Raw genomic sequence first — 21,963 nt, 5'->3', positions numbered from 1 at the left:
CCGTCAGGGGAACATCGGGCGCGGCCCCAGCAGCAGCCCCGCGAGCCGCAGGTACGCCTTGTACGCGACGGGCGTGAGCCAGGACAGCTCGACGGTGCTGCCCATCGCCAGGTGCCCGTCGCGGGGGACGGTGACGATGCCCCGGCAGCGGGAGCGCAGGCCGCGCACGCCCGCGGGGTCGAGGGTCCAGCCCGCGGCGGGGTGGCTGTGGTTGAGGACGACGACGGCCTCCTCCACCAGGTCGGGGCGGTTGAGGGTGACCAGGCGGTCCATGGTGTGCTGGGCCTGGGTGAGGCCCGCGGGGTCGGCGCGCGAGACGATGACGACGCGGTCGGCGTGTTCCAGGACGACGGACACCGGCTTGTCCGCGTCGATCAGCGTGAGCGGGAAGTACTCCTGCGTCGCCCGCGCCACCGTGCGGAAGTCGTGGTCGGTGTACTGGCCGCCCGCCGACGGCCGGGAGACGGAGTCGTTGGCCAGGACCATCAGGCCCGAGCGGTGCGGCGACAGGAACAGGCCGAGGTCGGTGAAGCGCTGCACCTCCGGCAGGGACGCCGCCAGGTCGGTCAGGGTGGCGAGGGTGGAGCGGAAGACACGGCCGCCGATGCGCACATGCCGCCCCGCGTGCCGGTCGGCGTCGATGGCGAGGACCCGCTCCTGCCGCTGGTCGGCGAGGACGGCGCCCAGCATCATCGTGGTCGTGGTGCAGCCGACGCCGTCCTTGACGCCGACGAGCACGATCCGCAGCGGGGCGGACAGCGGCGCGCGGATGGCGCGGGTCCAGGTCTCGGTGTCGTCGTCCTCCGCCTCCTCGGCGCCTTCCGTGCCCGCCGGTTCGCCCCCGGTGGGCACGGGCCCTTCGTCTTCGCCCTCCTCCGCCTCCTGCCACTGCTGTCCGCCCGGCAGGCGCTCGGCGAGGGCGTCGGCCACCTCCCGCGCCGTGGGCCGCCCCTCCGGCTCGGTCGCGATGCAGCGCAGCAGCAGGTCCCTGAGGTCCGCGTCGAGGTCGGCGAACCGCCAGTCGTGCCGCAGCCCGTCGCGCTCGAAGCCGTGCCAGGTGCGGCCGGTCGCCGCGTGCAGCAGCACGGCGCCCAGGGCGTAGACGTCGCCCGCCGCGATCCGCGAGTCCCCCAGTACGTGACCTCGGGGGCCCGGTAGGGCGAGGCGGGCGGGATCGACGACACCGACGCGGTCCACGCCCCGTCGATGCGCGCCGACGTCCAGCTGATGATGTGCAGGGTGGCCTCGGTGACCAGGACCGCGCCCGGCGTCAGCGAGCCGTGCACGATGCCCCGGCGGTGGCAGCGGCTCACCGCCCGGGCCAGGTTCCAGCCGAGCCACAGGAACAGCGGGGTGCCCGCCAGGGGCCCGGCCGCGTCCAGGACGGCCCGCAGGGTGGGCGCGGGCCGCCCGTCGCCGAGGACGTCCAGGCGCAGCGCCAGCCACGGGACGGGGGCGCGCAGGTCACTGCCGACGAGGTCGGGTGCGTACACGCCGCCCATGCGGCGCAGCGCGCGGCGCTCGATGTCGAGCAGTTCCCGGGCGACCGGCGAGGTGGCCGACGCCGACACGCGCAGCAGCACCTGCCGCCCGTCCTCGTCCTCGCCGATGTACGCCGTGGGGGTGCCGCCGCCGCTGTCGCGCCGCCGCAGGGTGTAGGGGCCGAGGACGTACAGGTCCTGGAGCCGCAGGGGCAGCCAGGAGGGCGCGGTCTCCAGGCCGGAGGGGAGCTGGACGGGCGCCTGCACGGGGGCGCGTTCGGGGGCGGGCGCCGCCATGGGGCGGGCGCCCAGATGGGTCAGGAGCCGGTCCTCCAGCCAGGCGAACGGACGGGTGCCGGGGAGGAGTTCGCTGGTGCCGGTGGGGTGGGCGAGCCAGGCGGGGAAGTCGGGCGAGCGGCCGACGAGGGCGCGCAGGCGCTGGGTGACCGCTCGTGTCGTACGCAGCAGGTCGATGGGTGAGGCAGTGTCGAGGAGGATGTCCTGGATGTCGCGGGGGAAGCCGAACCGACGGTGCTGCGCGGGCAGTTGGGCGTCGCCGGGCTCGACCTGCTGCATGAGGCCGCCGAGGAAGACCTCGGCCAGGTGCGAGGTGTCCGCCCGCTCCACGGCCTCCTGCACCAGCCGCATCACGGGCACGGTGAGCGGCGAGACGGCGGCCAGGTGCGCGGCGAGCCGGTAGGCCTGCGGGGAGGCGGCGTCGCGGAAGCGCAGGACGGCGGTGGAGGCGTCCGCGGCGCGCGTGTTGGCGCGGCGCTGCGGTGCCGGGGCGTGGGAGGGCAGCAGCAGGGGCAGCTGGGTGCTGGCGCCCGGCGAGGCCACGAGGCGGGCCCAGGCGGCGACGGCCGGAGGGTACGGTTCGAGGACGGGGACGGGGACGTCCGCGAAGTCCTCGCCGAGGCCCGGCGGCAGCAGGGGGTCGGCCACGTCCCAGGTGTCGTTGGCGGCGCCCCTGCGCCGGGTGGTGACCAGCCAGGGCTCGCAGCGGATGCCCGAGCCGTCCCACAGGTGGGCGGGCAGCGCCTGGAGGATCGCGGTCGGCCCCTGGCGGGCCCAGCGCTCCAGGGCCTGGCGCATCCGTCCGTCCCGCCAGCAGGGGCCCACGCCGTCGCTGATGACCAGGACGAGCGTGCCGCCGGAGGGGTCGACGGCCGAGGCGGGCGACAGGAGCGCGGAGTGCGGGTCGAAGGGGCGGGCCCGCAGCAGGGGCGCGCGCGGCGAGCGGGTGTCCAGGCCCTGGACGCGGATGCCGCGGAACGCGCCGAGCCGCTCCAGCAGGGCCCGCAGCTCGGTGGCCAGGCGCCGCCACAGCAGCATGGAGATGCCGTCGTCGATGAGCAGCACCAGGTCGAGCCAGCGCTGCCGGGCGGGCCGGGTCACCACGTCGGGCAGGCCCGTCTCGGCCATCGCGGCCGCGGTGGCCGCCTCGTCGAACTCCGTTTTGTGCGGGTGCGGCTGGGGCTGCTTCAGCAGCCGCAGGGCGCGCCCGAAGCGCAGTTCCTCCTCGCCGAGGGCCTTCTCCTCGGGGACGCGCACCGGCAGCGCCCCGTCGTCGGAGGCGAAGCGGTCGTCGTCCGTGCCGAGGCGGGCGAACTCGGGGGCGCTGCGCGCGGCGGCGGCCGCGTGCAGGGCGCCGAGGAGCTGCGCCGGGGGCGGGGGCGGCGTCAGCGCGTCGGCGTCCCCGGCGGCGTCGGGGGCGGGCGGGCGCCGTCGGGAGCGGCGGGCGCGGGGGCTTCGGCGGCGCCGGGCGGGCCGGTGGCGCGGGTGGTCAGGGACAGGGCGTGCGCGAGCGGCGTCCCGCCGTCCGCGGGCAGCCGGGCGGCCAGCCAGAGCGCGTCGAGGAGTTCGTGGATGGACAGGTCGTGGCCGGTGAGGCGGCCCAGCTGGGTGAGGGCGGCGCGGGGCGGCGGGGCAGGGAGCGGCGGGGCAGGGGGCGGCGGGGCGCCTCCCGCCGGGCCGCCCCCGGGCGGACCGGTTCCCGCGTCGCCGGTCGGCATCTAGAGGGCTCCGCCCAGGCGGTGCAGTACGGCGTCCAGCAGGCCCTCGGCGTTGAGGTCGACGCCGCCCCTGCGCAGGAACACGGCGTTGAGGAGCTGGTCCGTGGCGAGTTCGCCGGGGGCGCGGCGGTTGAGGAAGGCGTGCAGCAGGTCGTCGACCCCGGCCAGGGCGTCCTCGCCGAGGTGGGCGGCGACGATCTCCCGCAGCCGGGCCTCGTCCGGGTCCGGCAGCGCGAGGCGCACGCAGCGGCGCATGAACGCGGGCGGGAAGTCCCGCTCGCCGTTGCTGGTGATGACGACGACGGGGAACTCCCGGCAGCGGACGCGGCCCCGCGTGACCGTCACCCACTCGCCGTCCGAGCCGTGGGTGAGCACCGGCACCTCGGACTGGTCCTCGGGCAGCCGGGACAGCTCCGCGATCTCGAACTCGCCCTCCTCGAACACGGTCAGCAAGTCGTTCGGCAGGTCCACGTCACCCTTGTCCAGCTCGTCGACGAGCAGCACGCGCGGCCGCTCCCTCGGCACCAGGGCCGTGCCGAGCGGGCCGAGCCTGACGAAGGTGCCGATGCCCGGCTCCCGCTCGCCGCGCTCCTGGCGCAGATGGGTCTCGCGCAGGCGGCCGATGGCGTCGTACCCGTACAGCGCGTCCTTGAGGGCCGAGCGGCTGTTGACGGCCCACTGGAGGACGGGGCCGAGGGCGAGTTCGTGCGCGATGGCGTGGGCGAGCGAGGACTTGCCCGTGCCGGGGTGGCCGGTGACCAGGAGCGGGCGCCGCAGGTGCAGGGCGGCGCTCACCACGTCGGACTCGGCGCGGCCGATGAGGTAGGGGCGCGGCCGGGCGCGGGCGCCCTGCCCGTCGGGGAACCGGCGCCACGGCGGCGCCTCGGGCAGCCGCACGGGGCGGACCACGCGGTCGCCGCGGAACAGCCGCCAGTCGTCGCTCTGACTCATATCGCCCGCTCCCTCACTGCGGTTCCGGCTCACCGTGGGTGCCCGGTACGGCTGTTCACTGGGCCCGCTCCGTTCCGTGGGCCGGGTCCGCGCGTCCCCGCGCGGGGTCGGCGAGTCCCTGCGCGGGATCGGCGAGCTGGAGTTCGTCCGGCAGGGGCAGCTCGGTGTCCTCCCACACCAGGGCGGGGCGCGTGGAGGTGGCCTCGTCGGCGTAGGCGCGGACCCTGAAGTGCCGTACGCGTTCGGGGAGTCCGTCGACCGGATCGTCGGGGCCGACCTCGTCCAGGCCGGGTACGGGTGCCGGGGAGCCGCGGTCCCACAGCACGATGGGGACACCCATGACCAGGCAGACGGGCAGGAGTTCGCCGCGCTGGGCGGCGCTGCCGTGGACGAGGACGCGCGCGGTGTCCCGGTGGGTGGTCTTGAGCAGGCCGATGAGTCCGGCCCGGCCGCCGCTCGCCTGGTCGGCTCGGAGGGCCTCGCCGTGGTGGCGGGCGGCCCAGCGGCGCCTGAGGTCGGCGGCGCCGGTGCGGGAGCGGCGGCGCAGCTTGGGGCAGCGCAGGATGAGGTGGAAGTCCTCGCCGAGGGGCGCGGGGATGTACTCGTCGACTCCGGCGCCGTCCCACTCGTCGACCGGCAGTTCCAGGGCGTCCGGCGGCACGGACACAGCGACCAGGGCGACGCCGTGCTCGGCGCCCTCCGTGCCGCCCGCGGTCTCGCGGATCAGCCGGGCGATCTCGTCGCCGGTGCGGGGCCGGTCGGTGCCGGTGACGGCGCGGGCCGCGCTGCCGTCGGCGCGCAGCCGCCACACCGCGCAGCGGTAGTGGTCCGCCGGGTCCTTGGCGTGCCGGTCCAGCTCGACCAGGACGCGGGCGCCCGCCGGGGCCGCGCGCCGCGACCAGCGCTCGGCGTCGGCGCGGCGCTCGCGCAGCGCGGAGGCGTGGATGCCGAGCCGGGCGGCGACCCGGCCGCTCCACTCCTGGAGGGCGCGGCAGGCGAGCCCGCCGGTCTCGGCGGCGACGTACTCCACGACGCGCAGCAGCGCGGGCAGCCGGGGCGTCTCGTCGGGCACCGGGGAGCTGTCGCCGTGCCAGGTCTCCAGCTCGCGCAGCGCGCCCGGTACGGCGGCGGGGTCGAGGCGGGCCGCCTGGAGCGACCGGGGCAGGTCCAGGTAGGGCAGGGCCTCACAGGCCGCTCGGTGCAGCAGGCCGGGGTCGTGGCGGCACAGGTGCTCGAACTTGGCGAGCAGGAAGCGGTGTTCGGCGACGGAGAGGAGTCCGGCGCGCTCGCTGAGGTGGCCGACGGCGAGCAGCCGGTCGAGTTCGCCGCGTCCGCGCGGGTCGTCGGCGACCGCGGGCGCCAGGGACTGGGCGAGCGTGGGCAGCGCGCGCTCGGTGCGGGTGAGCAGGTGGGCCAGCTCCTCGACCAGCGGGGCGGTGCCGTCGGCGGGGGCGCGCAGGCCGAGTTCGGCGGCCAGGGCGGTGGCGTGGGCGGCGCGGGTGGCGGGGTCGCCGAGGAGGGTGTGCAGGGGGCCGATCATCATGTCGCGGGCCGCGTCGTCCACGTCGGACGCCGTGGCGGCCGACGGTCGGCCGAGGCGGTCGAGGTGGGCTTCGGGCAGCGCGCCCGCGTGGCGCAGCTCGGCGAGCAGGGACTGCCAGCCCACGCCCCAGCTGCGGCGCACCGTGTGCTGTGCGGCGAGGGCGGTGCCCGGGGCGGTGATGCGGCCCATGACCAGGCCCACGGCGGCGCCGTCGGCCAGGCACCACAGGGGGCCGCCGCTGTAGCCGTCGTCGACGGCGGCGCCGGACAGCTGTCCGTCGAGGTAGCCGACGCCGTTGTCGTACGCGGCCACGCGCACGTCCGCGTACGAGAACGCCTGGCCGCCGCCGTACCACGCCCGCACCTCCTGGCCGCGGGCCATCTCCAGCCAGCGCACCGGTCCCGCCGGGGGCGGCGGCTCCTCCGGCAGTTCGAGGACGGCCAGGTCGCCGCCCCACTGGAGGGCGCCCTCGGGGACCGGGCCGTGGGTGGCGGAGCGGGGCGGTATCCAGGTCACCAGGCGGGCGGGGCGGGTGTGGGTGGCGGACAGGACGGGGAACGACACATCGAGGGTGACCCTGCCGGGGTCGCGCGCGCTGAGCGGCCGGGCGCCGAGCGCCATGTTGACGACGTGGGCGCAGGTCAGCAGGGCGCGTCCGCAGAGGTAGACGCCCGCGCCGACGGTTCTGGCCCGGTCGGCGGCCAGCACGCGGACGAGTGCCCCGCGGGCGTCGGCCCGCTGGTCGTCCAGCGGCTCGAACCAGGTCACGTCGCGGTCCTCGGGGCGGGGTCCGGAGCGGGGGGCGTCGCGGGCGTCGCGGGGAGCTGCCAGGTCGCCGAGACCGTCATGCTGGCCTGGCCGCCCGCGCCGACGATGCCGAGCTTGAGGTCCTGACCGATCTGCACGCCGAAGCCGACGGAGATCTCGCCGGGCGGGTCGGGGATGCCGCGTACGGCGTCGTGCACCTGTTGGAGGACCGGCCCGAGCGGGCTGAGCACGGCGCGCAGCGCGTCCGTTGCGGCAGCGCTCACACGGGCGCCGCGGCCGACCGGGGTCACGCCGGATATGCCTCCCGGCAGGTCGGCGTCCATGTCGCCGGGGCCGTGGGGATCGCCGGGATCGCCGGGGTCGGCGGGCGCGGCTCCCGTTCCGGCCAGTTCGAGCCGGACCCGCGCTCCGTCGTCGAGCGTGAACTCCACGTAGTCATAGTGCGGCACACACGCATTGTGCAGATCAACGCGCGCCCCTGATAGAGGAGTTCACCAATCCGCGAGCGCCGCACCCGCGCGCACCACCGCTCCGGGCCCCGCCCGCACCGGTCACGCGGACGCCGCGCGACTCCGTACAACCCTCGAAGGGCGTGAGCGGTCAAGGTGCCTGAACCGGCGGTGAATTCCCCTGGACAGCACGGGTCCGCCGGGCACACGTTCCGCCGTCCCGGCGAGAACACCGAGGACATCAGGAACACCGAGACCATCGGGAACACCCGGACCATCGGGAATGCCGAGACCACCGAGAGCCCCGTCGAGCGAAGGAATCATGACGAACCCCACCTCGCGAGCACGCCGCCGCGTCCGTCTGATCACACCCCTGATCGCCCTGTCCCTGGTGACGGGCGGGCTCACGATCTGGTCCCTCGGCCAGGACCGGGCCGAGGCCGCCACCCCCGCCGCGCACCCGGCCGCGAGCCGGGCCGCCGCGGCGAAGGCGGCGGACGACTTCAACGGCGACGGCTACGCCGACCTGGTCGTCGGCGCCCCCGACGCCACCGTCTCCGGCAAGAAGCAGGCCGGGTACGTCGCGGTCACCTACGGCTCCAGGAACGGCCTCGACCCCGCCCGCAGGAAGGTCGTCAGCCGCTCGTCCAGCGGCGTCCCCGGGTCGGCCACCACCAAGCAGGAGTTCGGCCGCTGGTTCACCAAGGGCGACCTGGACGGGGACGGCTACACGGACCTCGTCATCGGCTCCGACGGCGTCGGCGAGCCCGGCGGCTCCGTGATCCTGTGGGGCTCCCGGAGCGGCCTGACCGGCGGCACCAGCGTCCCCACCTTCGGCTTCGCGCCGCAGACCGGGGACTTCGACGGCGACGGCACCACCGACCTGGCCCTGTTCGGCAGGGTGCGCTCCTACGGCGACGACCCGGTCCACCAGCGGGCCCGCCTGTGGAAGGGCCCGATCTCCCGCACCGGCGAGCCCGCCGCCACGCTCGACTTCATGGACAGGTCGCAGTGGTGGAGCTACGGCCAGGACGACGCCCACCCCGACTGCTCCCCGAGCCGGGCACGGTCGACAGCTGCGTCGACGGCCCGCGCTCGGTCAAGGGCCCGGTCGTGCCGCAGGCCGTGGGCGACGTCAACGGCGACGGCCGCGCCGACATCGCCCTCAACGACTACGAGGGTGACGGCGAGTGGGGCAACGCCCTCCTGTACGGCTCCCCCACCGGCTTCAAACGCGGCCGCGCCACGGGCCCCGATGTCAACCTGGCCGTAGGCGACGTCAACGGCGACCGCTACGACGACCTCGTCGTCGGCCACAGCGGCGACGCGCCCAAGGTCCTGGTCGCCTTCGGCGCGAAGGACGGCCTGACCGGGGGCACCCAGACGTTCGACCAGGACCTGCCGGGCGTGCCCGGCGTCGAGGAGCGGGGCGACGGCTTCGGCGCCGCGCTCGCCGTGCGCGACATGAACCGCGACGGCTACGCGGACATCGCCGTCGGCGCCCCGGGCGAGGACGTCGGGAACGTCAAGGACGCGGGCTCCGTCACCGTCGTGCGCGGCAGCGCCTCCGGTGTCACCGGCACCGGCGCCCAGGCATTCCAGCAGGACACGGCCGGTGTCCCGGGCGTCGGCGAGAAGGGCGACAGGTTCGGCGCCGAGGTGGCGCTGCTCGACCTCACGGGCGACGGCCGCGGCGACCTCGCCGCCTCCTCCGTGAACGAGAACGACGGCGCGGGCGCCCTGTGGTCGCTGCGCGGCTCGGCCACGGGCCTGACGACCAGGAAGGCCGTCGCCTTCGGCCCGAAGGACCTCGCGGCGCCGTACGCCAAGGCGTACTTCGGCAGCCCGCTGCGCTAGGCCCCCGAGGAGCGAGGGCGGCGCCCCCGGGCCGCAGTTCGGCCGCCCTAGCCCCTCACCCGCGCCCGTCCGCTTACCGGGCCCACACCGAAAGACTTATCGGAACACTGACAAGCGGCGCGGGGTGCTGGCAGGCTCGTTCCGCTGCCCGAACGGACCCCGAAGCGGCCCCGAGGCCCCAGGCCCCCTCCGGCCCCTCGGGGCCCCGGACCCCAAGGAGACGCCATGGCCAGATCCAGATACCGGTTACGCCACCCCCGCACCGCCACAGGTGTCCTGCTCGCCGCGGCCACCTTCCTCGCCACCGCGGTCCAGGGCGCCCCCGCCACCGCCCGCCCCGCCCCGCAGGCCGCCGTGGCCGGGGTCGGCTGCGGCACGAACGTGGGCCGCGTACCGCTCGACACCACGTACAACCCCAGCACCGGGCGCTACGAGCTGAACGACCCCAAACGCGGCAACCACAAGACCTACGACATGTACAACAGCCCCTCCGGGTCGGGCACCCTGGTCACCGACAACGACAACGTCTGGTGCGAGGGCGGGCGCCAGTCCGACGCCGTCGCCGCGCACTACATCCACTCGGTGGTCTGGGACCACCTCCTGGCCGTCCACAACCGCACGGGCGTCCGCGGCGACGGCAAGGGCGGCTGCAGCCGCGTCCACTACGGCACCCACTTCCTCAACGCCTTCTACGACGTCGGGTCGTCGTGCACGACCTACGGCGACGGCGCGCCCCCGCAGGGGTCCCCCGTCCGCATCGAGGTCGGCGCCCACGAGATGGCCCATGGCGTCACCGCGACCACCGCCAACCTGCCCGCCACCGGGGAGCCGGGCGCGCTCAACGAGGCGTCCAGCGACGTCCTCGCCGCGTCCATGGAGTTCTCCGCGGCCAACGCGGCCGACCCCGGCGACTACCTCTTCGGCGAGTACCCGGAGACCAACGGCCAGGGCGCCCGGCGCTTCATGGACCGCCCGTCCAGGGACGGCCAGTCCAAGGACTACTGGTACGCGGGCATCGGCCAGCTCGCCCCCGCGTACGCCGCGGGCCCCGCCGACCACTTCTTCTACCTCCTCTCCGAAGGCAGCGGACCCAAGGTGGTCAACGGCGTCTCCTACGACAGCCCCACCGTCGACGGCCGCCCCGTCACCGGCATCGGCCGGGCCAAGGCGGAGAAGATCTGGTACCGGGCGCTGACGGTCTACCTGACCTCCACCGCCAACTACCGCACCGCACGCTCGGCGACCCTGGCGGCGGCAGCGGAACTCCACGGCGTCGACAGCCCCGAGCAGCGCGCCGTGGCCAGCGCGTGGACGGCGGTCAACGTCAACTGACGCCGTCCGGTGGTCCACCGCCCTCACCCGACGACCGAGAGCCGGGCGACCGCGAGCCCGGCGACCGCGCCTCCGGCGGTTGCGAGCGCAGGTGGATCACCCGCGCGTCGCCGCGCTGCGCGAACCGGACGAGGGCGAGGTTGGCCCGCGCGTCCACGTCACCGAGGTCCGCCGCCCGCTGGAGCCACACCCCGGCCTCGTCGTACGCGCCGCGCGAGAGCAGGTCGGTGCCGAGGTTGAACATCGCGTCGACGTTGCCCCGCTCGGCCGCCGCTCGGAACCAGGACTCCGCCTCGGCCGCCCGCTGGTCGTCCCGCAGCAGCACCCCCAGGTTGTACATCGCCCTCGGGTGGCCGTGGTGGGCGGCGCGGCGGAACCACGACTCGGCCTCGGCTCGCTGGCCGCGCTGCTGGAGCAGGATCGGCACGTTGTGCATGGCCTCCAGGTGGCCGTGCTCCGCCGCCCGCCGGAACCAGACCTCGGCTCCGGCGAGGTCCCCGCGCGCGTGCAGGGTGAGGCCGACGCTGTTCATGGCCTCCACATGGCCGCTCTCGGCGGCCCGCCGACACCACAGGTCGGACTCCGCCAGGGTGTCCCGCCCCCGCAGCAGGCACAGCGCCAGGTCGTACATGGCCTGGCTGTCCCCGGCCTCGGCGTCCTGTCGCAGTCTCCGCTCCGCCCTCGCCCGTCCACCGAACCTCATGACGGCGATTCTGCGCGGCCCCGGCGGGACCGGTCCCGGCAGCGCCGCCCTTACGGCCGGGCCGCCGACGGGTCAGCGTCGGCAGAACTCGGCCTTCAGCACCGCGTCCTCCGCCTCCTGCTCGCCCCAGTCGCCGTTGCGGTTCACGGTCAGCACGTGCCGCCCGTCCGCCGATGCCACGGTGCGCGTCGCCGAGCCGGGGATCATCCCTCCGTGGCCCCACGCCCAGCAGCCGCGCTGGATCTTGAAGTGGCGTATGCCGAGGCCGTAGACGTCGTCCGGGCCGCCGTGTCCCTTGTCCCCGTCGACCGGGACCGCGGCGAGCAGCTGTCTCTGCTGGGCCGGTGGCAGCAGTGCGCCGCGCAGCAGCTCGCTCATGAAGGTGTTCACGTCGCTGACGGTCGATATCAGCTGCCCGGCGGAGAACGCCACCGTGGGGCTGAACTCGGTCACGTCGCGCACCTTGGCGTGCGGCGGGTTCTCGAACAGCGTCGAGTAGTGCCTGGCGTGCGGGGCGGGCAGCGTGGGCGAGAGGCCGGGGACGCTGGTGCCGCGCAGGCCGAGCGGCTGGATGAGGAGGCAGTCGACCGCGTCCCCGTAGGTCCCGCCCGTGACGCGCTCGATGATCATTCCGGCGAGTATGTAGTTGGTGTCCGAGTAGTCCCACTTCCCGGGCCTGCCCGGTCTGCTGCCCTGCTCCGGCTGGAACACCGGCGGGTGGGCGAGCGCGATCCCGACCAAGTCTGCCGGGCTCCACCGGGTGTACCGGTGCTCGTCGAACGCGTCTCCCGCGTACTTCGCCCGGAAGCCGTCGTCCATGTTGTAGTCGAAGACTCCGCTCGTGTGGTTGAGCAGGTGCCGCACCGTGATGTGTCCCGGCCTGTACCCCTTGCCGCGCACCACGCCCGGCAGCCACTTCTCGACGCTGTCGTCCAGGGACAGCTTCCCCTGGGCTTCGAGCTTGAGCAGCACCACCGACGTGAACGTCTTGGTCAGGCTCGCGATGCGGAACTTCTCGTCGGTGGCGCGCGGTTGGCCGGTGGTGAGGTCGCCGACACCGGCCCGGCCGCGCCACACCGCACGGCCGACTCTGGCCTCGGCTATGACGCCCGGCGTGCCCTGCGCGACGACGCGGTCAAGGGCGGCCTGGGTCCGCGCGTGCGGGCCCGTCCGCCCGCGCGGGTGGGCGTCCGGGTCTGTCTGCCCCTGGACGCCCGGGCGTGCCCGCGCCTGGGGGCACTCGGAGCCGCGCGGCTCAGCGGCGGTGGAAGGCACTGCGGGCACCGCGGCGGCGAGCAGGCCGAGGGCACCCATGACGGCCAGCGTCAGGAGTCGAACCTGGCGTGGATGGCGGTGAGTTGACCGTTGACGAACCATGCCTCCAGCACATCAGCCGCGCCACCCCGACACCATCGGGATCATCCCGGAGATCCATCGGGGGAAGCCTCTAGGGGGCGTCCCCCGAGCCACCCCCAGGTCGGCCCTCCCCTCCCCTCCCCCCTCCGGGGCCTTCCCAAGACCCTCCCAGCCCGTCCCCAGACCGCCCCCAGGCTCTCCCAGGAGCATCCCGCGCCGCCCGACACCTTGACGCGCGGCACGACGCCCCCTTGCATGCGAGTCACGCGCCACCCCCCTCCCCAGACCGGAAGGCCGAGGCCCATGAGCAGCAGCACCACGCACGCCCTGTTCGAGCGCTACCACGCCTGCTGGGAGGCGCGCGACCCCGACCGGATCGCCGAACTGCACACGCCGGACGCCGTGTTCCACCTGCACGCGGGCCAGGAGCCCGCACGCGGCCGTGACGCGATCCGCGACGCCGCGGCGGAGACCTTCAAGCTGGTCCCCGACCTGGCCTTCACCGAGGTCTCACTGCGCGTGGGGGACGACTTCTGGGTGGCGCAGTGGAAGATGTCCGGGACGTCGGCGGCCGGTTCCCCGGTCGACATCGACCTCGTGGACTTCGTCGTGGTCGAGGACGGGGCGGTGAAGGAGAAGCACTCCTACGTCGACGGGGTGGCCATGCGGGCGGCGCTGACCCCGCCCACGGCGGACACGGCGGTCCCAGCAGACACGGCGGTCATGGCAGACACGGCGAACACAGCGGTCACGATGGTCGCGGCGGTCCCGACAGCCACGGCGGACACGGCGGACACAGCCCCCTAGACCCCGCCACCGCCAAGCGGCGCCAGCTCACTCGTCGCTCAGCATCGGCAGCAGCACCGCCGCAGACCAGCTGAAGTTCGGGGAGTTGAGCGGGGCGCCGGTGAGCGGGTCGTAGTTCTCCATCACAGGGCCGCGCGCCGCGAGGCCCCACGCGTTCGTCACGAGCCGGTCGGTCAGCGCGCGGGCCTCGCGGCGGTAGCCGTACCGCCGCAGCCCCGCCTCGGCGAAGTACGCCTGGTCCAGCCAGACCGGGCCGCGCCAGTAGCGCTGCGGAGCGAAGTACGGGGAGCTGCGGGCGACCGTCGGGAACGGGACCGGCGTGGCGAACTCCGCCGGATCCGTCAGCTTGTCCCGTACGGCGGCGGCCTGCGCGCGCGAAGCCGTGCCGGTCCACAGCGGAACGGCACCCTCGATGCCGCGTCCGCGCGCGGTCAGGCGCTTGCCGCTGTCCAGGTCCGTGTCGTGGAACCAGCCGTCGCCGGGGTCGTACATCCGCTCACGCACCGCCCGGTGCGTGGCCCGGGCCCTGGACCGCCAGTGCCGCTCCCCCGCCCGGTCGCCCAACGCCCGTGCGATCGAGGCGAGATGGTCCTGGTCGGCGGCGAGGTAGGCGTTGAGGTCGACGGACTCCTGGGTGAGCGAGTAGCCGATCACGGTGCCGGAGGCGTCGCGGTTGGCGACCACGGAGGTGCCGAGGGCGGCGTCGAAGCGCGGCGCGTTGTCCATGCCGCTCTCCCAGGCGGCGGCGAGCCTGCGCTGCTCGGCGCTGTCGTTGGCGGGGTCGACGGTCGCACCGTACTCGGCGAGGCCGTCGCGGTCGTGGTCGCGGTTGCGGTACCACCACGCCTGGTAGGCCGCCAGCTTCGGGTACATCTCGCGCAGGAAGCCCCGGTCGCCGCTGCGCCGGTAGACCTCCCAGACCGCCCACGCGGCCAGCGGGGGCTTGCTGTTGCGCTCGTTCCAGTTGCCGCCGCCGTCGGCGGTGTCGTTGTAGAAGACCGCGTCGGGGAGCATCCCGGCGTCCTGCGGCCGGGTCGCGGAGCCGGGCCGTATCTGGTGGTCGAACATGGCGCGGATCTGGGACTTCGCGAGCCCCGGCGCGAAGCGGGCGGTGCCGACGGCCTGCTTCCAGGTGTCCCAGGCCCACACGCCGCCGGTGAACCACTTGTACGACAGGGACGGGCTGATGGCGTCGTGCCGGATCCGCCCCGCCGCGGAGCGCCAGTTGGTGACCAGGGTCTCCAGGGACTTCACGGCGAGACGGCGGCGCGCGGGTGGCACGTCGCGCGTGACGGCGGCGACATAGCGCCGCCAGCGCGCGTCACCGGCCGCCGTCACCGCGGCGGGGTGGGCGAGCACGCGTCGTACCGAGGCGGCCTCGCGGGCCCGCTCGGCGCCGGTGAAGGTGTAGCTCTCGGTCCAGTCCAGGGTGCGGGCCGCGCCGGGCGCGAGGCGGACGGGCGCGGCGAGCGCGCTGCGGTAGGTGTCGCCCTGGACCGTGGTGCGGACCGCGTCGCGGTGGGTGACCTCGAAGCGCTCGGTGCCGTCGGTGAGGTAGTCCCACTTCTCCCGCACCCGCGCGAAGCCGACGGCGACGCCGCGCCCGGTGGCGGACAGCGAAGGCGCCTCCCGCTGGGGTGACTTGGCGGGGCGCAGCAGCGAGCCCGTCCAGTCGGCGGCGAGGGTGCGCGGGGCACGGCCGGTGTTGTGGATACGCGCCCGCACCAGCGCCGTGCGGTCGGTCGCGAACCGCAGCTCCAGGGTGAGCCGCAGCCCGTCGAGGCGGTACGTCTGACGCAGCACGCCCGGCAGCGAGGAGAACCGCGGTGCGCCGCCCGCGTCGAGGTCGAGGGCCTTGCCCTTCTCGGAGAGCCGGATCCGGCTGAAGGCCTTGCTCAGCCACCACGGGTACTCCTGGGCGATGTACAGCGGCCCGCTGAAGCCGCCGTACGTCGCCGGGTCGCCCGCCGACGGCAGCGCGTAGGCGTGCCAGGCGCCCCGGTCGGCGAAGACGTTGACGGGGTTGAACTCGCCGGGCTCGGCGGCCTTGGGGACGCCCCGCAGGTCGAGGACGTTCTCGTACGGGCCTGGCGCGGCGCCCGTGGACGGGGCGGGCCGTTGTTTCCCGTGAAACATCGGTGCCGCGTCGGCGGCGGGGGCCTGGGTGAGGCCGACGGCCAGCGTGAGGGCAAGCGCGGTCAGGGCGCGCGAGCGAGAGCGCATACGGTCTCCCGGTCTGGGGGGTGCGGGTTCGTCGACGGCGGGTGCTGCTGGGGCAGAAGGGGCGTGTGGTGGCGGAGGGAGGCCAGGGGCCGAGGTTGCCCGCCATGATCACGCCAGCGGAGCGCGGCGGCAAGGGGTCTGCACGAGGTGGAGCGGCAAGCGCCTGACCGGCACGGGTCCGGGGCCCGTGCCGCCGTGGGTACGCCCATGAGGCCGCAGCCCCTGGTGGAAGCGGGCGGCCCTCATGACCGGCAGGGACCTCACCGCCGTACGGATCTCGCAGACCCCGCAGCCCGCGACCCCGCACCGCCCCACCCGCAACCCGCTGTCCGCAAGCCGCAAGCCGCAAGCCGCAAGCCACAACCCACACCCCACAACCCGCCGAACTCGCGGGGCACATCGAGGCGGCCCTCACGCGCAGCCCCGCGACGGGACGCTCAGCCGTCGGCAGGCTCGCCGAACCACCGCGCCAACGCCGCGACCAGTCCCTGCTGATCCCGCGCCCCCAGCCCCGGCTCCTGCGAACCCCGCGGCTCTCGCCGCCCCGTCCCCACCCACGCCACATGCCCGTCCGGCCGCAGCAGCACCGCGGGCGCGGTCACTTCGTCGCTGACGTCCACGACGTGGTCGACCCGGTCCGACCAGCCCGCCACCGACAGGTGCCCGGTCTGGTCGAGAAGGATGCCGCGGCCGCCGCGCATCAGCTCGTACAGGCGGCCCCGCTTGAGCCGTACGTCCTTCATCCGGCGGCCCAGCAGCTCGTGCCCCTCGTCCACGCCGTGACCCTCGGTCAGGTCACCGCCCTCGCCCAGGTCACCGCCCTCACCCGGGTCACCGCTCCCGCCCAGGTCATAGCGGACCCCGATCGCCGTGATGATGCCGGTCACGTACCGGTTCACCTCCTCGAAGTCCATCAGCGTCGAGAACAGCTCCCGCAGCGCCGTCGCACCCGGGTCGGTGCCCAGCAGGGCCATCTGCGCGCGGGTGTTGTCGAGGACGCGGGCCCCCACCGGGTGCCGCTCCGCGTGGTAGCTGTCGAGAAGGCCCTCCGGCGCCCGGCCGTTGACCTCGGCGGCCAGCTTCCAGCCCAGGTTGAACGCGTCCTGCACGCCCAGGTTGAGCCCCTGGCCGCCGGTCGGCGGATGGATGTGCGCCGCGTCCCCGGCCAGCAGCACCCGGCCGACGCGGTAGCGCTCGGCCTGCCGCGTGGCGTCGGTGAACCGGGACAGCCAACGCGGCGTGTGCGCCCCGAAGTCGGTGCCCGCGACGGCCCGCAGCCGCGCCTTGAACTCCTCCAGGGTCGGCCCCGCGCCGCGGTCCTCCGCCACACCCTCGGCGGGCACGATGATCCGGTACACGCCCTTGTTCCCGTCCACGTCGGGAAGGACGCCGAACCGCAGCTGGGTCCTGCGGACCTCCTCGACGACGGCGGCGACCGCCTCCGGGGCCTCGGTCACCTCCATGTCCCCGAGCAGCGTCTCGACCTTGGCGGGCTCACCGGGGAAGCCGACGCCGAGCAGCTTGCGCACCGTGCTGCGCCCGCCGTCGCAGCCGACGGCGTAGCGGGCGCGCAGGCTCGTGCCGTCGGCCAGTTCGAGGTTCACGCCGTCCTCGTCCTGGCTCAGCCCGACCACCGTGTGGCCGCGCCGGATCTCGGCGCCGAGTTCGCACGCCCACTCCTCCAGCAGCCGCTCGGTGACCGGCTGCGGCGTGGCCAGACCGTACGGGTGAGCGGTGTCCATCCCTGCGGGCCACGGCTTCATGATGCCGCCGAAGAGGCCTCCGACCTGGAACGTCTCGCTGGCCGCGCGGAACCGGTCGAGCAGGCCCCGCTGATCCATGATCTCGACGCTGCGCGCGTGCAGGCCACGCCCGCGGGACTGCCCGGACGGCTCGGTCAGCTTGTCGAGGACGACGGTGCGCACTCCCGCGAGACGCAGCTCACCGGCCAGCATCAGCCCGGTGGGCCCGGCGCCGACAACGACCACGTCGATCATGAGAACTCCCGTTTACGCAGGTCATGGCTGTAGGCCAGGCATTCTGCGGCAGGGCGGGGGCCTTGCCGCAAGGCCCCCCGTGCGCTATACGTTGAGAGTGGCGAGGAGGCAGCGGCCCCCTCGCCTTTCTTGTGCGTCCAGCCCACGGTCCGGCCCACGCCGCCCCGACCTGGGGCCGGGGCCCGCGCGCCGTCCAAGCCCGCACCCGCACCGCCCGCCAGGCCCGCATCGGCGCCACCGCCAGGCGCGCCCCTGCACCCACACCCACGCCCACATACCCATGCGTCCGCGCGCGCCGCCCCGCATCCAGATCACGGACACCCTGTCCCACCCGCCCCGTCACCCTCTAGGCTGGCCCGTGCAGCTGGTTCGCCCCGTCCGCCAGGCGGGAGGCGTCGCAAGAGGGAACCCGGTGGGAATCCGGGACTGCCCCGCAGCGGTGAGCGGGAACGACCGCCGTCAGAAGCACTGGATCCGACGTACGGGGTCTGGGAAGCGACGGCCAGTAGGTGTCCTCACAGGGTGAGGACGTGCCCGCGAGTCCGAAGACCTGCCACCTGCCCGTGCGCGACCCGTTCGCGCGCGGACATCCCGGTGACCTCGTGGGCGGGTCGGCGTACATACCAGGCGGACGGGCGTGCCGGGCGGCACGCGCTCCCGTGCCGCCCGGTCCGTCACCCCTTCGCGCCCGCGTCCCGTCCCCGGGACCTCAGGGACTCATCTCGCGAAGGAGATCTCCGTGACCACCAAGCCCGCAGCCGCGGCAGCACGGGCCACCGTGTACGGCTACCCCCGTCAGGGACAGCACCGGGAACTGAAGAAGGCCGTCGAGGGCTACTGGAAGGGCCGCGTCACCGCGGACTCACTGCGCTCGACCGCCGCCCGACTGCGCCGCGCCACCTGGCAGCGGCTCGCCGACACCGGTGTCCACGAGGTGCCCAGCGGCGACTTCTCGTACTACGACCACGTCCTGGACACCACCGTCATGGTCGGGGCGATCCCCGAACGGCACCGCGAGGCCGTCGCGGCCGACGCGCTCGACGGCTACTTCGCCATGGCGCGCGGCACCCAGGACGTGGCGCCGCTGGAGATGACGAAGTGGTTCGACACCAACTACCACTACCTGGTGCCGGAACTGGGACCGGATACGGTGTTCACGGCCGACTCCTCCCGGCAGGTCGCGGAGTTCGGTGAGGCGAGCGCGCTCGGCCTCGCGGCCCGGCCCGTGCTCGTCGGGCCCGTCACCTACCTGCTGCTCGCCAAGCCCGCACCGGGCGTGCCCGCCGGTTTCGACCCGCTCACACTGCTCGACCGGCTGCTCCCGGTGTACGCCGAGGTCCTCGCCGACCTGCGCGCGGCGGGCGCCGAGTGGGTGCAGCTCGACGAGCCCGCCCTCGTGCAGGACCGCTCCCCCGGAGAGCTGAACGCCGCCGCCCGCGCCTACCGTGACCTGGGCGCCCTCACGGACCGGCCGAAGCTGCTGGTCGCCTCGTACTTCGACCGGCTCGGCGAGGCCCTGCCCGTCCTGGCCAAGGCCCCCGTCGACGGGCTCGCCCTGGACTTCACGGGACCCGCGGCCGCCAACCTGGACGCCCTCGCCGCGGTCGGCGGGCTGCCCGGCAAGCGCCTGGTCGCGGGCGTCGTCGACGGCCGCAACGTCTGGGTCAACGACCTGGAGGCGTCCCTGGCCGCGCTGGGCACCCTGCTGGGCCTCGCCGACCGCGTCGACGTGGCCGCCTCCTGCTCCCTGCTGCACGTGCCGCTCGACGCGGCCGCCGAGCGGGACATCGCGCCGCAGATCCTGCGCTGGCTGGCCTTCGCCCAGCAGAAGACCGCCGAGGTCGTCACCCTCGCCAAGGGCCTCGCCCAGGGCACCGGCGCGATCGCCGCCGAACTCGCCGCCAACCGCGCCGACCTGGACTCCCGCGCCCGTTCCCCGATCACGTACGACTCCGCCGTGCGGGCCCGCGCCGCCGCCGTCACCGCGGCCGACGCCCGCCGCTCACCCGCGTACGCCGAGCGCGCCGCCGCGCAGCGCGCCCACCTCGGTCTGCCGCTGCTGCCCACCACGACCATCGGGTCCTTCCCGCAGACCGCTGAACTGCGCGCCGCCCGCGCCGACCTGCGCGCGGGCCGGACCGACCAGGCCGACTACGAGGAGCGCGTGCGGGCCGAGGTCCAGGAGGTGGTGTCCTTCCAGGAGAAGGCGGGCCTGGACGTGCTGGTGCACGGCGAGGCCGAGCGCAACGACATGGTCCAGTACTTCGCCGAGCAGCTGACGGGCTACCTCGCCACGCGGCACGGCTGGGTGCAGTCGTACGGCACGCGCTACGTCCGGCCGCCGGTCCTCGCCGGTGACGTCTCCCGCCCCGAGCCGATGACGGTCCGCTGGACGGCCTACGCCCAGTCCCTCACCGAACGCCCCGTCAAGGGCATGCTCACCGGGCCGGTCACCATGCTCGCCTGGTCGTTCGTCCGCGACGACCAGCCACTCGCCGACACCGCCCGCCAAGTCGCCCTCGCCCTGCGCGACGAGGTGGCCGACCTGGAGGCGGCGGGCACCTCCGTCATCCAGGTCGACGAGCCCGCGCTGCGCGAGACGCTGCCGCTGCGCGCCGCCGACCGCGCCGCGTACCTGGCGTGGGCCACGGAGGCGTTCCGGCTGACCACCAGCGGGGTGCGGCCCGCCACACAGATCCACACCCATATGTGCTACGCCGAGTTCGGGGACGTCGTCCAGGCCATCGACGACCTCGACGCCGACGTCATCAGCCTGGAGGCCGCCCGCTCCCACATGCAGGTCGCCCGCGAGCTGGCCGCGCACGGCTACCCGCGCGAGGCCGGGCCCGGCGTGTACGACATCCACTCCCCGCGCGTGCCGAGCGCCGAGGAGGCGGCGGCCCTGCTGCGCACGGGACTTGAGGCCATCCCCGCCGAACGGCTGTGGGTCAACCCCGACTGCGGCCTGAAGACCCGGGCCTGGCCCGAGACCCGCGCCTCCCTGGAGAACCTGGTGGCCGCGGCCCGCGCGGTGCGCGCGGAACTCGCCGGGCCCTGACCCCTGGCGGGGCCCGGGGGCCGGGCGCCACGCCCCGCCCCCGGGCGCCCGCGGTTCGCGAGCGACGGGCCCGGCCTAGTGGACGATGTGGCCACGTCGACCGCCGGAACCTCCGAGAGGATCACATGTCCGGTACACCCCCTACACCCTCCGCGCCCACTCCCCGAGCGGACCGCGCGCCCGCGAGCCGCGGTCCGTGCGTGCTGCTCAAGCACGGCGAGGTCTTCCTCAAGGGGCGCAACCGCCGCCTCTTCGTCGAGCGGCTGCACGACAACCTGCGGCTCGCGCTGCGCGGCGTCGGCGGCTCCACCTGGATCAAGAGCGCCCAGAACGTCACCGTCGTCGGCGGCCAGGTCCCCCAGGAGGCGCTGGTGGAGCGGGCGCGCAGGGTGATCGGCTTCAACGCGGTCGTCCCGGCCGTGCGCGTGCCCAGCGACCTGGCGGACATCACGCGGGCGGCCGTCGACGCGCTCGGCGCGCTGGACTCCGAACGGCCGGGGCACGCTTTCGCCGTACGGGTGAAGCGGCGGGACAAGCGGTTCCCGCTGACGTCGTCCCGGATCGCGGCGCACCTCGGGCGGCGCGTCCTCGACGAGGTGCCGGGCCTGCGCGTCGACCTCACCCGGCCGGACGTCGTGCTCGCGGTGGAGGTCGACCGCAAGGAGACCTATGTGTCGTGGGCGCGGCACCCGGGCACGACCGGCCTTCCCGTCGGGTCCAGCGGGCGCGCCCTCGCACTGCTCTCCGGCGGCTACGACTCGCCCGTCGCCGCCCACCGGGCCATGCGCCGCGGTCTGGCCTGCGACTTCGTGCACTTCAGCGGGGCGCCGTACACGGACCCGTCGTCGGTGTACAAGGCGTACGCCCTCGCCCGCGAGCTGAACCGCTACCAGCCGCCCGGCCGACTGCACGTCATCGCCCTGGGCAGGGCGCAGAAGCGGCTGGCCGTGGCGGGCGCGGGCCGCCTCCAAGTGGTCGCCCAGCGGCGCCTCATGGTGCGCGCCGCGTCAGCGCTGGCCGCCCGCACCGGTGCCCAGGCCCTGGTCACCGGCGACAGCCTGGGCCAGGTGGCGAGCCAGACCCTGGCCAACCTGGTCGCGGTCGACGAGGCCGCCGACCTGCCGGTCCTGCGCCCGCTGCTCGGCTGGGAGAAGCAGGAGATCATCGACGAGGCCGGGACCATCGGCACGGCCGGGATCTCGGTGCTGCCCGACGAGGACTGCTGTCGGCTGCTCGCCCCGCCGCGCGTCAGCACCCGGGCGGGGCTGACCCAGCTGCGGGCGGTGGAGCGGCGCGTCGCCGTCGACGAGGTGACCGCGGAGCTGCTGGACGGCGTCCAGGTGCTGCTGCCGGGCGAGGACGCCGCGGACGTCCCGGCCACGGGGTGCGCGGGCGAACCCGAGCGGCCCACCCGGACGTGACC

At 75.0% G+C, this 21,963-nt stretch carries 12 protein-coding genes, 2 pseudogenes and 1 riboswitch; of the genes and pseudogenes, 5 read left to right on the top strand and 9 right to left on the bottom strand.

Annotated features, from left to right (window positions below):
* Nucleotides 1-3: 3 nt before the first annotated feature.
* The 5 genes and pseudogenes from ACOBQU_RS36390 to ACOBQU_RS36370 form a co-directional block, all read right to left on the bottom strand.
* Nucleotides 4-852, bottom strand: coding sequence for a MinD/ParA family ATP-binding protein (locus ACOBQU_RS36390; protein WP_423633360.1), 849 nt, complete (start codon nucleotides 850-852; stop codon nucleotides 4-6).
* A gap of 1,109 nt (nucleotides 853-1,961) precedes the next feature.
* Nucleotides 1,962-3,329 (bottom strand): annotated as a pseudogene (locus ACOBQU_RS36385) (SAV_2336 N-terminal domain-related protein); the annotation flags it as partial.
* 167 nt (nucleotides 3,330-3,496) lie between these two features.
* The gene (locus ACOBQU_RS36380; protein ID WP_423633358.1) at nucleotides 3,497-4,447 is read right to left on the bottom strand and encodes an AAA family ATPase; all 951 of its coding nucleotides are present in this window, start codon (nucleotides 4,445-4,447) and stop codon (nucleotides 3,497-3,499) included.
* A 55-nt stretch (nucleotides 4,448-4,502) separates the two neighbouring features.
* Complete coding sequence (locus ACOBQU_RS36375; RefSeq protein ID WP_423633356.1) at nucleotides 4,503-6,758, bottom strand: trypsin-like peptidase domain-containing protein; 2,256 nt, start codon at nucleotides 6,756-6,758, stop codon at nucleotides 4,503-4,505.
* On the bottom strand, nucleotides 6,755-7,207 hold the full coding sequence (locus ACOBQU_RS36370; protein ID WP_423633354.1) for a CU044_2847 family protein: 453 nt from the start codon (nucleotides 7,205-7,207) through the stop codon (nucleotides 6,755-6,757). Before ACOBQU_RS36370 ends, ACOBQU_RS36375 begins: the two co-directional genes overlap by 4 nt.
* Nucleotides 7,208-7,529: 322 nt before the next feature.
* Between ACOBQU_RS36370 and ACOBQU_RS36365 the strand changes: the two are divergent.
* Together ACOBQU_RS36365 and ACOBQU_RS36360 are read left to right on the top strand one after the other, a co-directional pair.
* Nucleotides 7,530-9,064: pseudogene (locus tag ACOBQU_RS36365) on the top strand (FG-GAP-like repeat-containing protein).
* Nucleotides 9,065-9,289: 225 nt separating this feature from the next.
* On the top strand, nucleotides 9,290-10,396 hold the full coding sequence (locus ACOBQU_RS36360; protein WP_423633352.1) for a M4 family metallopeptidase: 1,107 nt from the start codon (nucleotides 9,290-9,292) through the stop codon (nucleotides 10,394-10,396).
* Here ACOBQU_RS36360 and ACOBQU_RS36355 read toward each other — a convergent pair.
* The gene (locus ACOBQU_RS36355; protein ID WP_423633350.1) at nucleotides 10,389-11,099 is read right to left on the bottom strand and encodes a tetratricopeptide repeat protein; all 711 of its coding nucleotides are present in this window, start codon (nucleotides 11,097-11,099) and stop codon (nucleotides 10,389-10,391) included. The genes ACOBQU_RS36360 and ACOBQU_RS36355 overlap by 8 nt on opposite strands.
* A 72-nt stretch (nucleotides 11,100-11,171) precedes the next feature.
* Entirely contained in the window at nucleotides 11,172-12,413 is a 1,242-nt protein-coding gene (locus ACOBQU_RS36350; RefSeq protein WP_423633348.1) for a serine hydrolase domain-containing protein, read from the bottom strand.
* A gap of 345 nt (nucleotides 12,414-12,758) precedes the next feature.
* Here ACOBQU_RS36350 and ACOBQU_RS36345 point away from each other — a divergent pair, with 345 nt between their 5' ends.
* Nucleotides 12,759-13,262, top strand: a complete 504-nt coding sequence (locus ACOBQU_RS36345) for a nuclear transport factor 2 family protein (protein WP_423633346.1) — start codon at nucleotides 12,759-12,761, stop codon at nucleotides 13,260-13,262.
* A gap of 27 nt (nucleotides 13,263-13,289) precedes the next feature.
* Here ACOBQU_RS36345 and ACOBQU_RS36340 read toward each other — a convergent pair whose 3' ends face one another.
* Entirely contained in the window at nucleotides 13,290-15,485 is a 2,196-nt protein-coding gene (locus ACOBQU_RS36340) for an MGH1-like glycoside hydrolase domain-containing protein (RefSeq protein ID WP_423633344.1), read from the bottom strand.
* A 437-nt stretch (nucleotides 15,486-15,922) separates the two neighbouring features.
* Complete coding sequence (locus tag ACOBQU_RS36335; RefSeq protein WP_423633342.1) at nucleotides 15,923-17,482, bottom strand: FAD-dependent monooxygenase; 1,560 nt, start codon at nucleotides 17,480-17,482, stop codon at nucleotides 15,923-15,925.
* Nucleotides 17,483-17,830: 348 nt separating this feature from the next.
* Nucleotides 17,831-18,054: riboswitch (cobalamin riboswitch) on the top strand.
* Between the two features lie 167 nt (nucleotides 18,055-18,221).
* On the opposite strand from ACOBQU_RS36335, the gene metE reads away from it, so the two are divergent.
* Nucleotides 18,222-20,540 (top strand): 5-methyltetrahydropteroyltriglutamate--homocysteine S-methyltransferase, encoded by a 2,319-nt coding sequence (gene metE, locus ACOBQU_RS36330; protein ID WP_423633340.1) that lies wholly within the window; start codon nucleotides 18,222-18,224, stop codon nucleotides 20,538-20,540.
* 125 nt (nucleotides 20,541-20,665) lie between these two features.
* On the top strand, nucleotides 20,666-21,961 hold the full coding sequence (gene thiI, locus ACOBQU_RS36325) for a tRNA uracil 4-sulfurtransferase ThiI (RefSeq protein ID WP_423633338.1): 1,296 nt from the start codon (nucleotides 20,666-20,668) through the stop codon (nucleotides 21,959-21,961).
* Nucleotides 21,962-21,963 lie beyond the last annotated feature (2 nt).

Source organism: Streptomyces sp. G45 (assembly GCF_049542095.1).
GTDB lineage: Bacteria > Actinomycetota > Actinomycetes > Streptomycetales > Streptomycetaceae > Streptomyces.
Note: the sequence above shows the minus strand (reverse complement) of the source record. Positions and strands in the feature narration are given on the sequence as shown.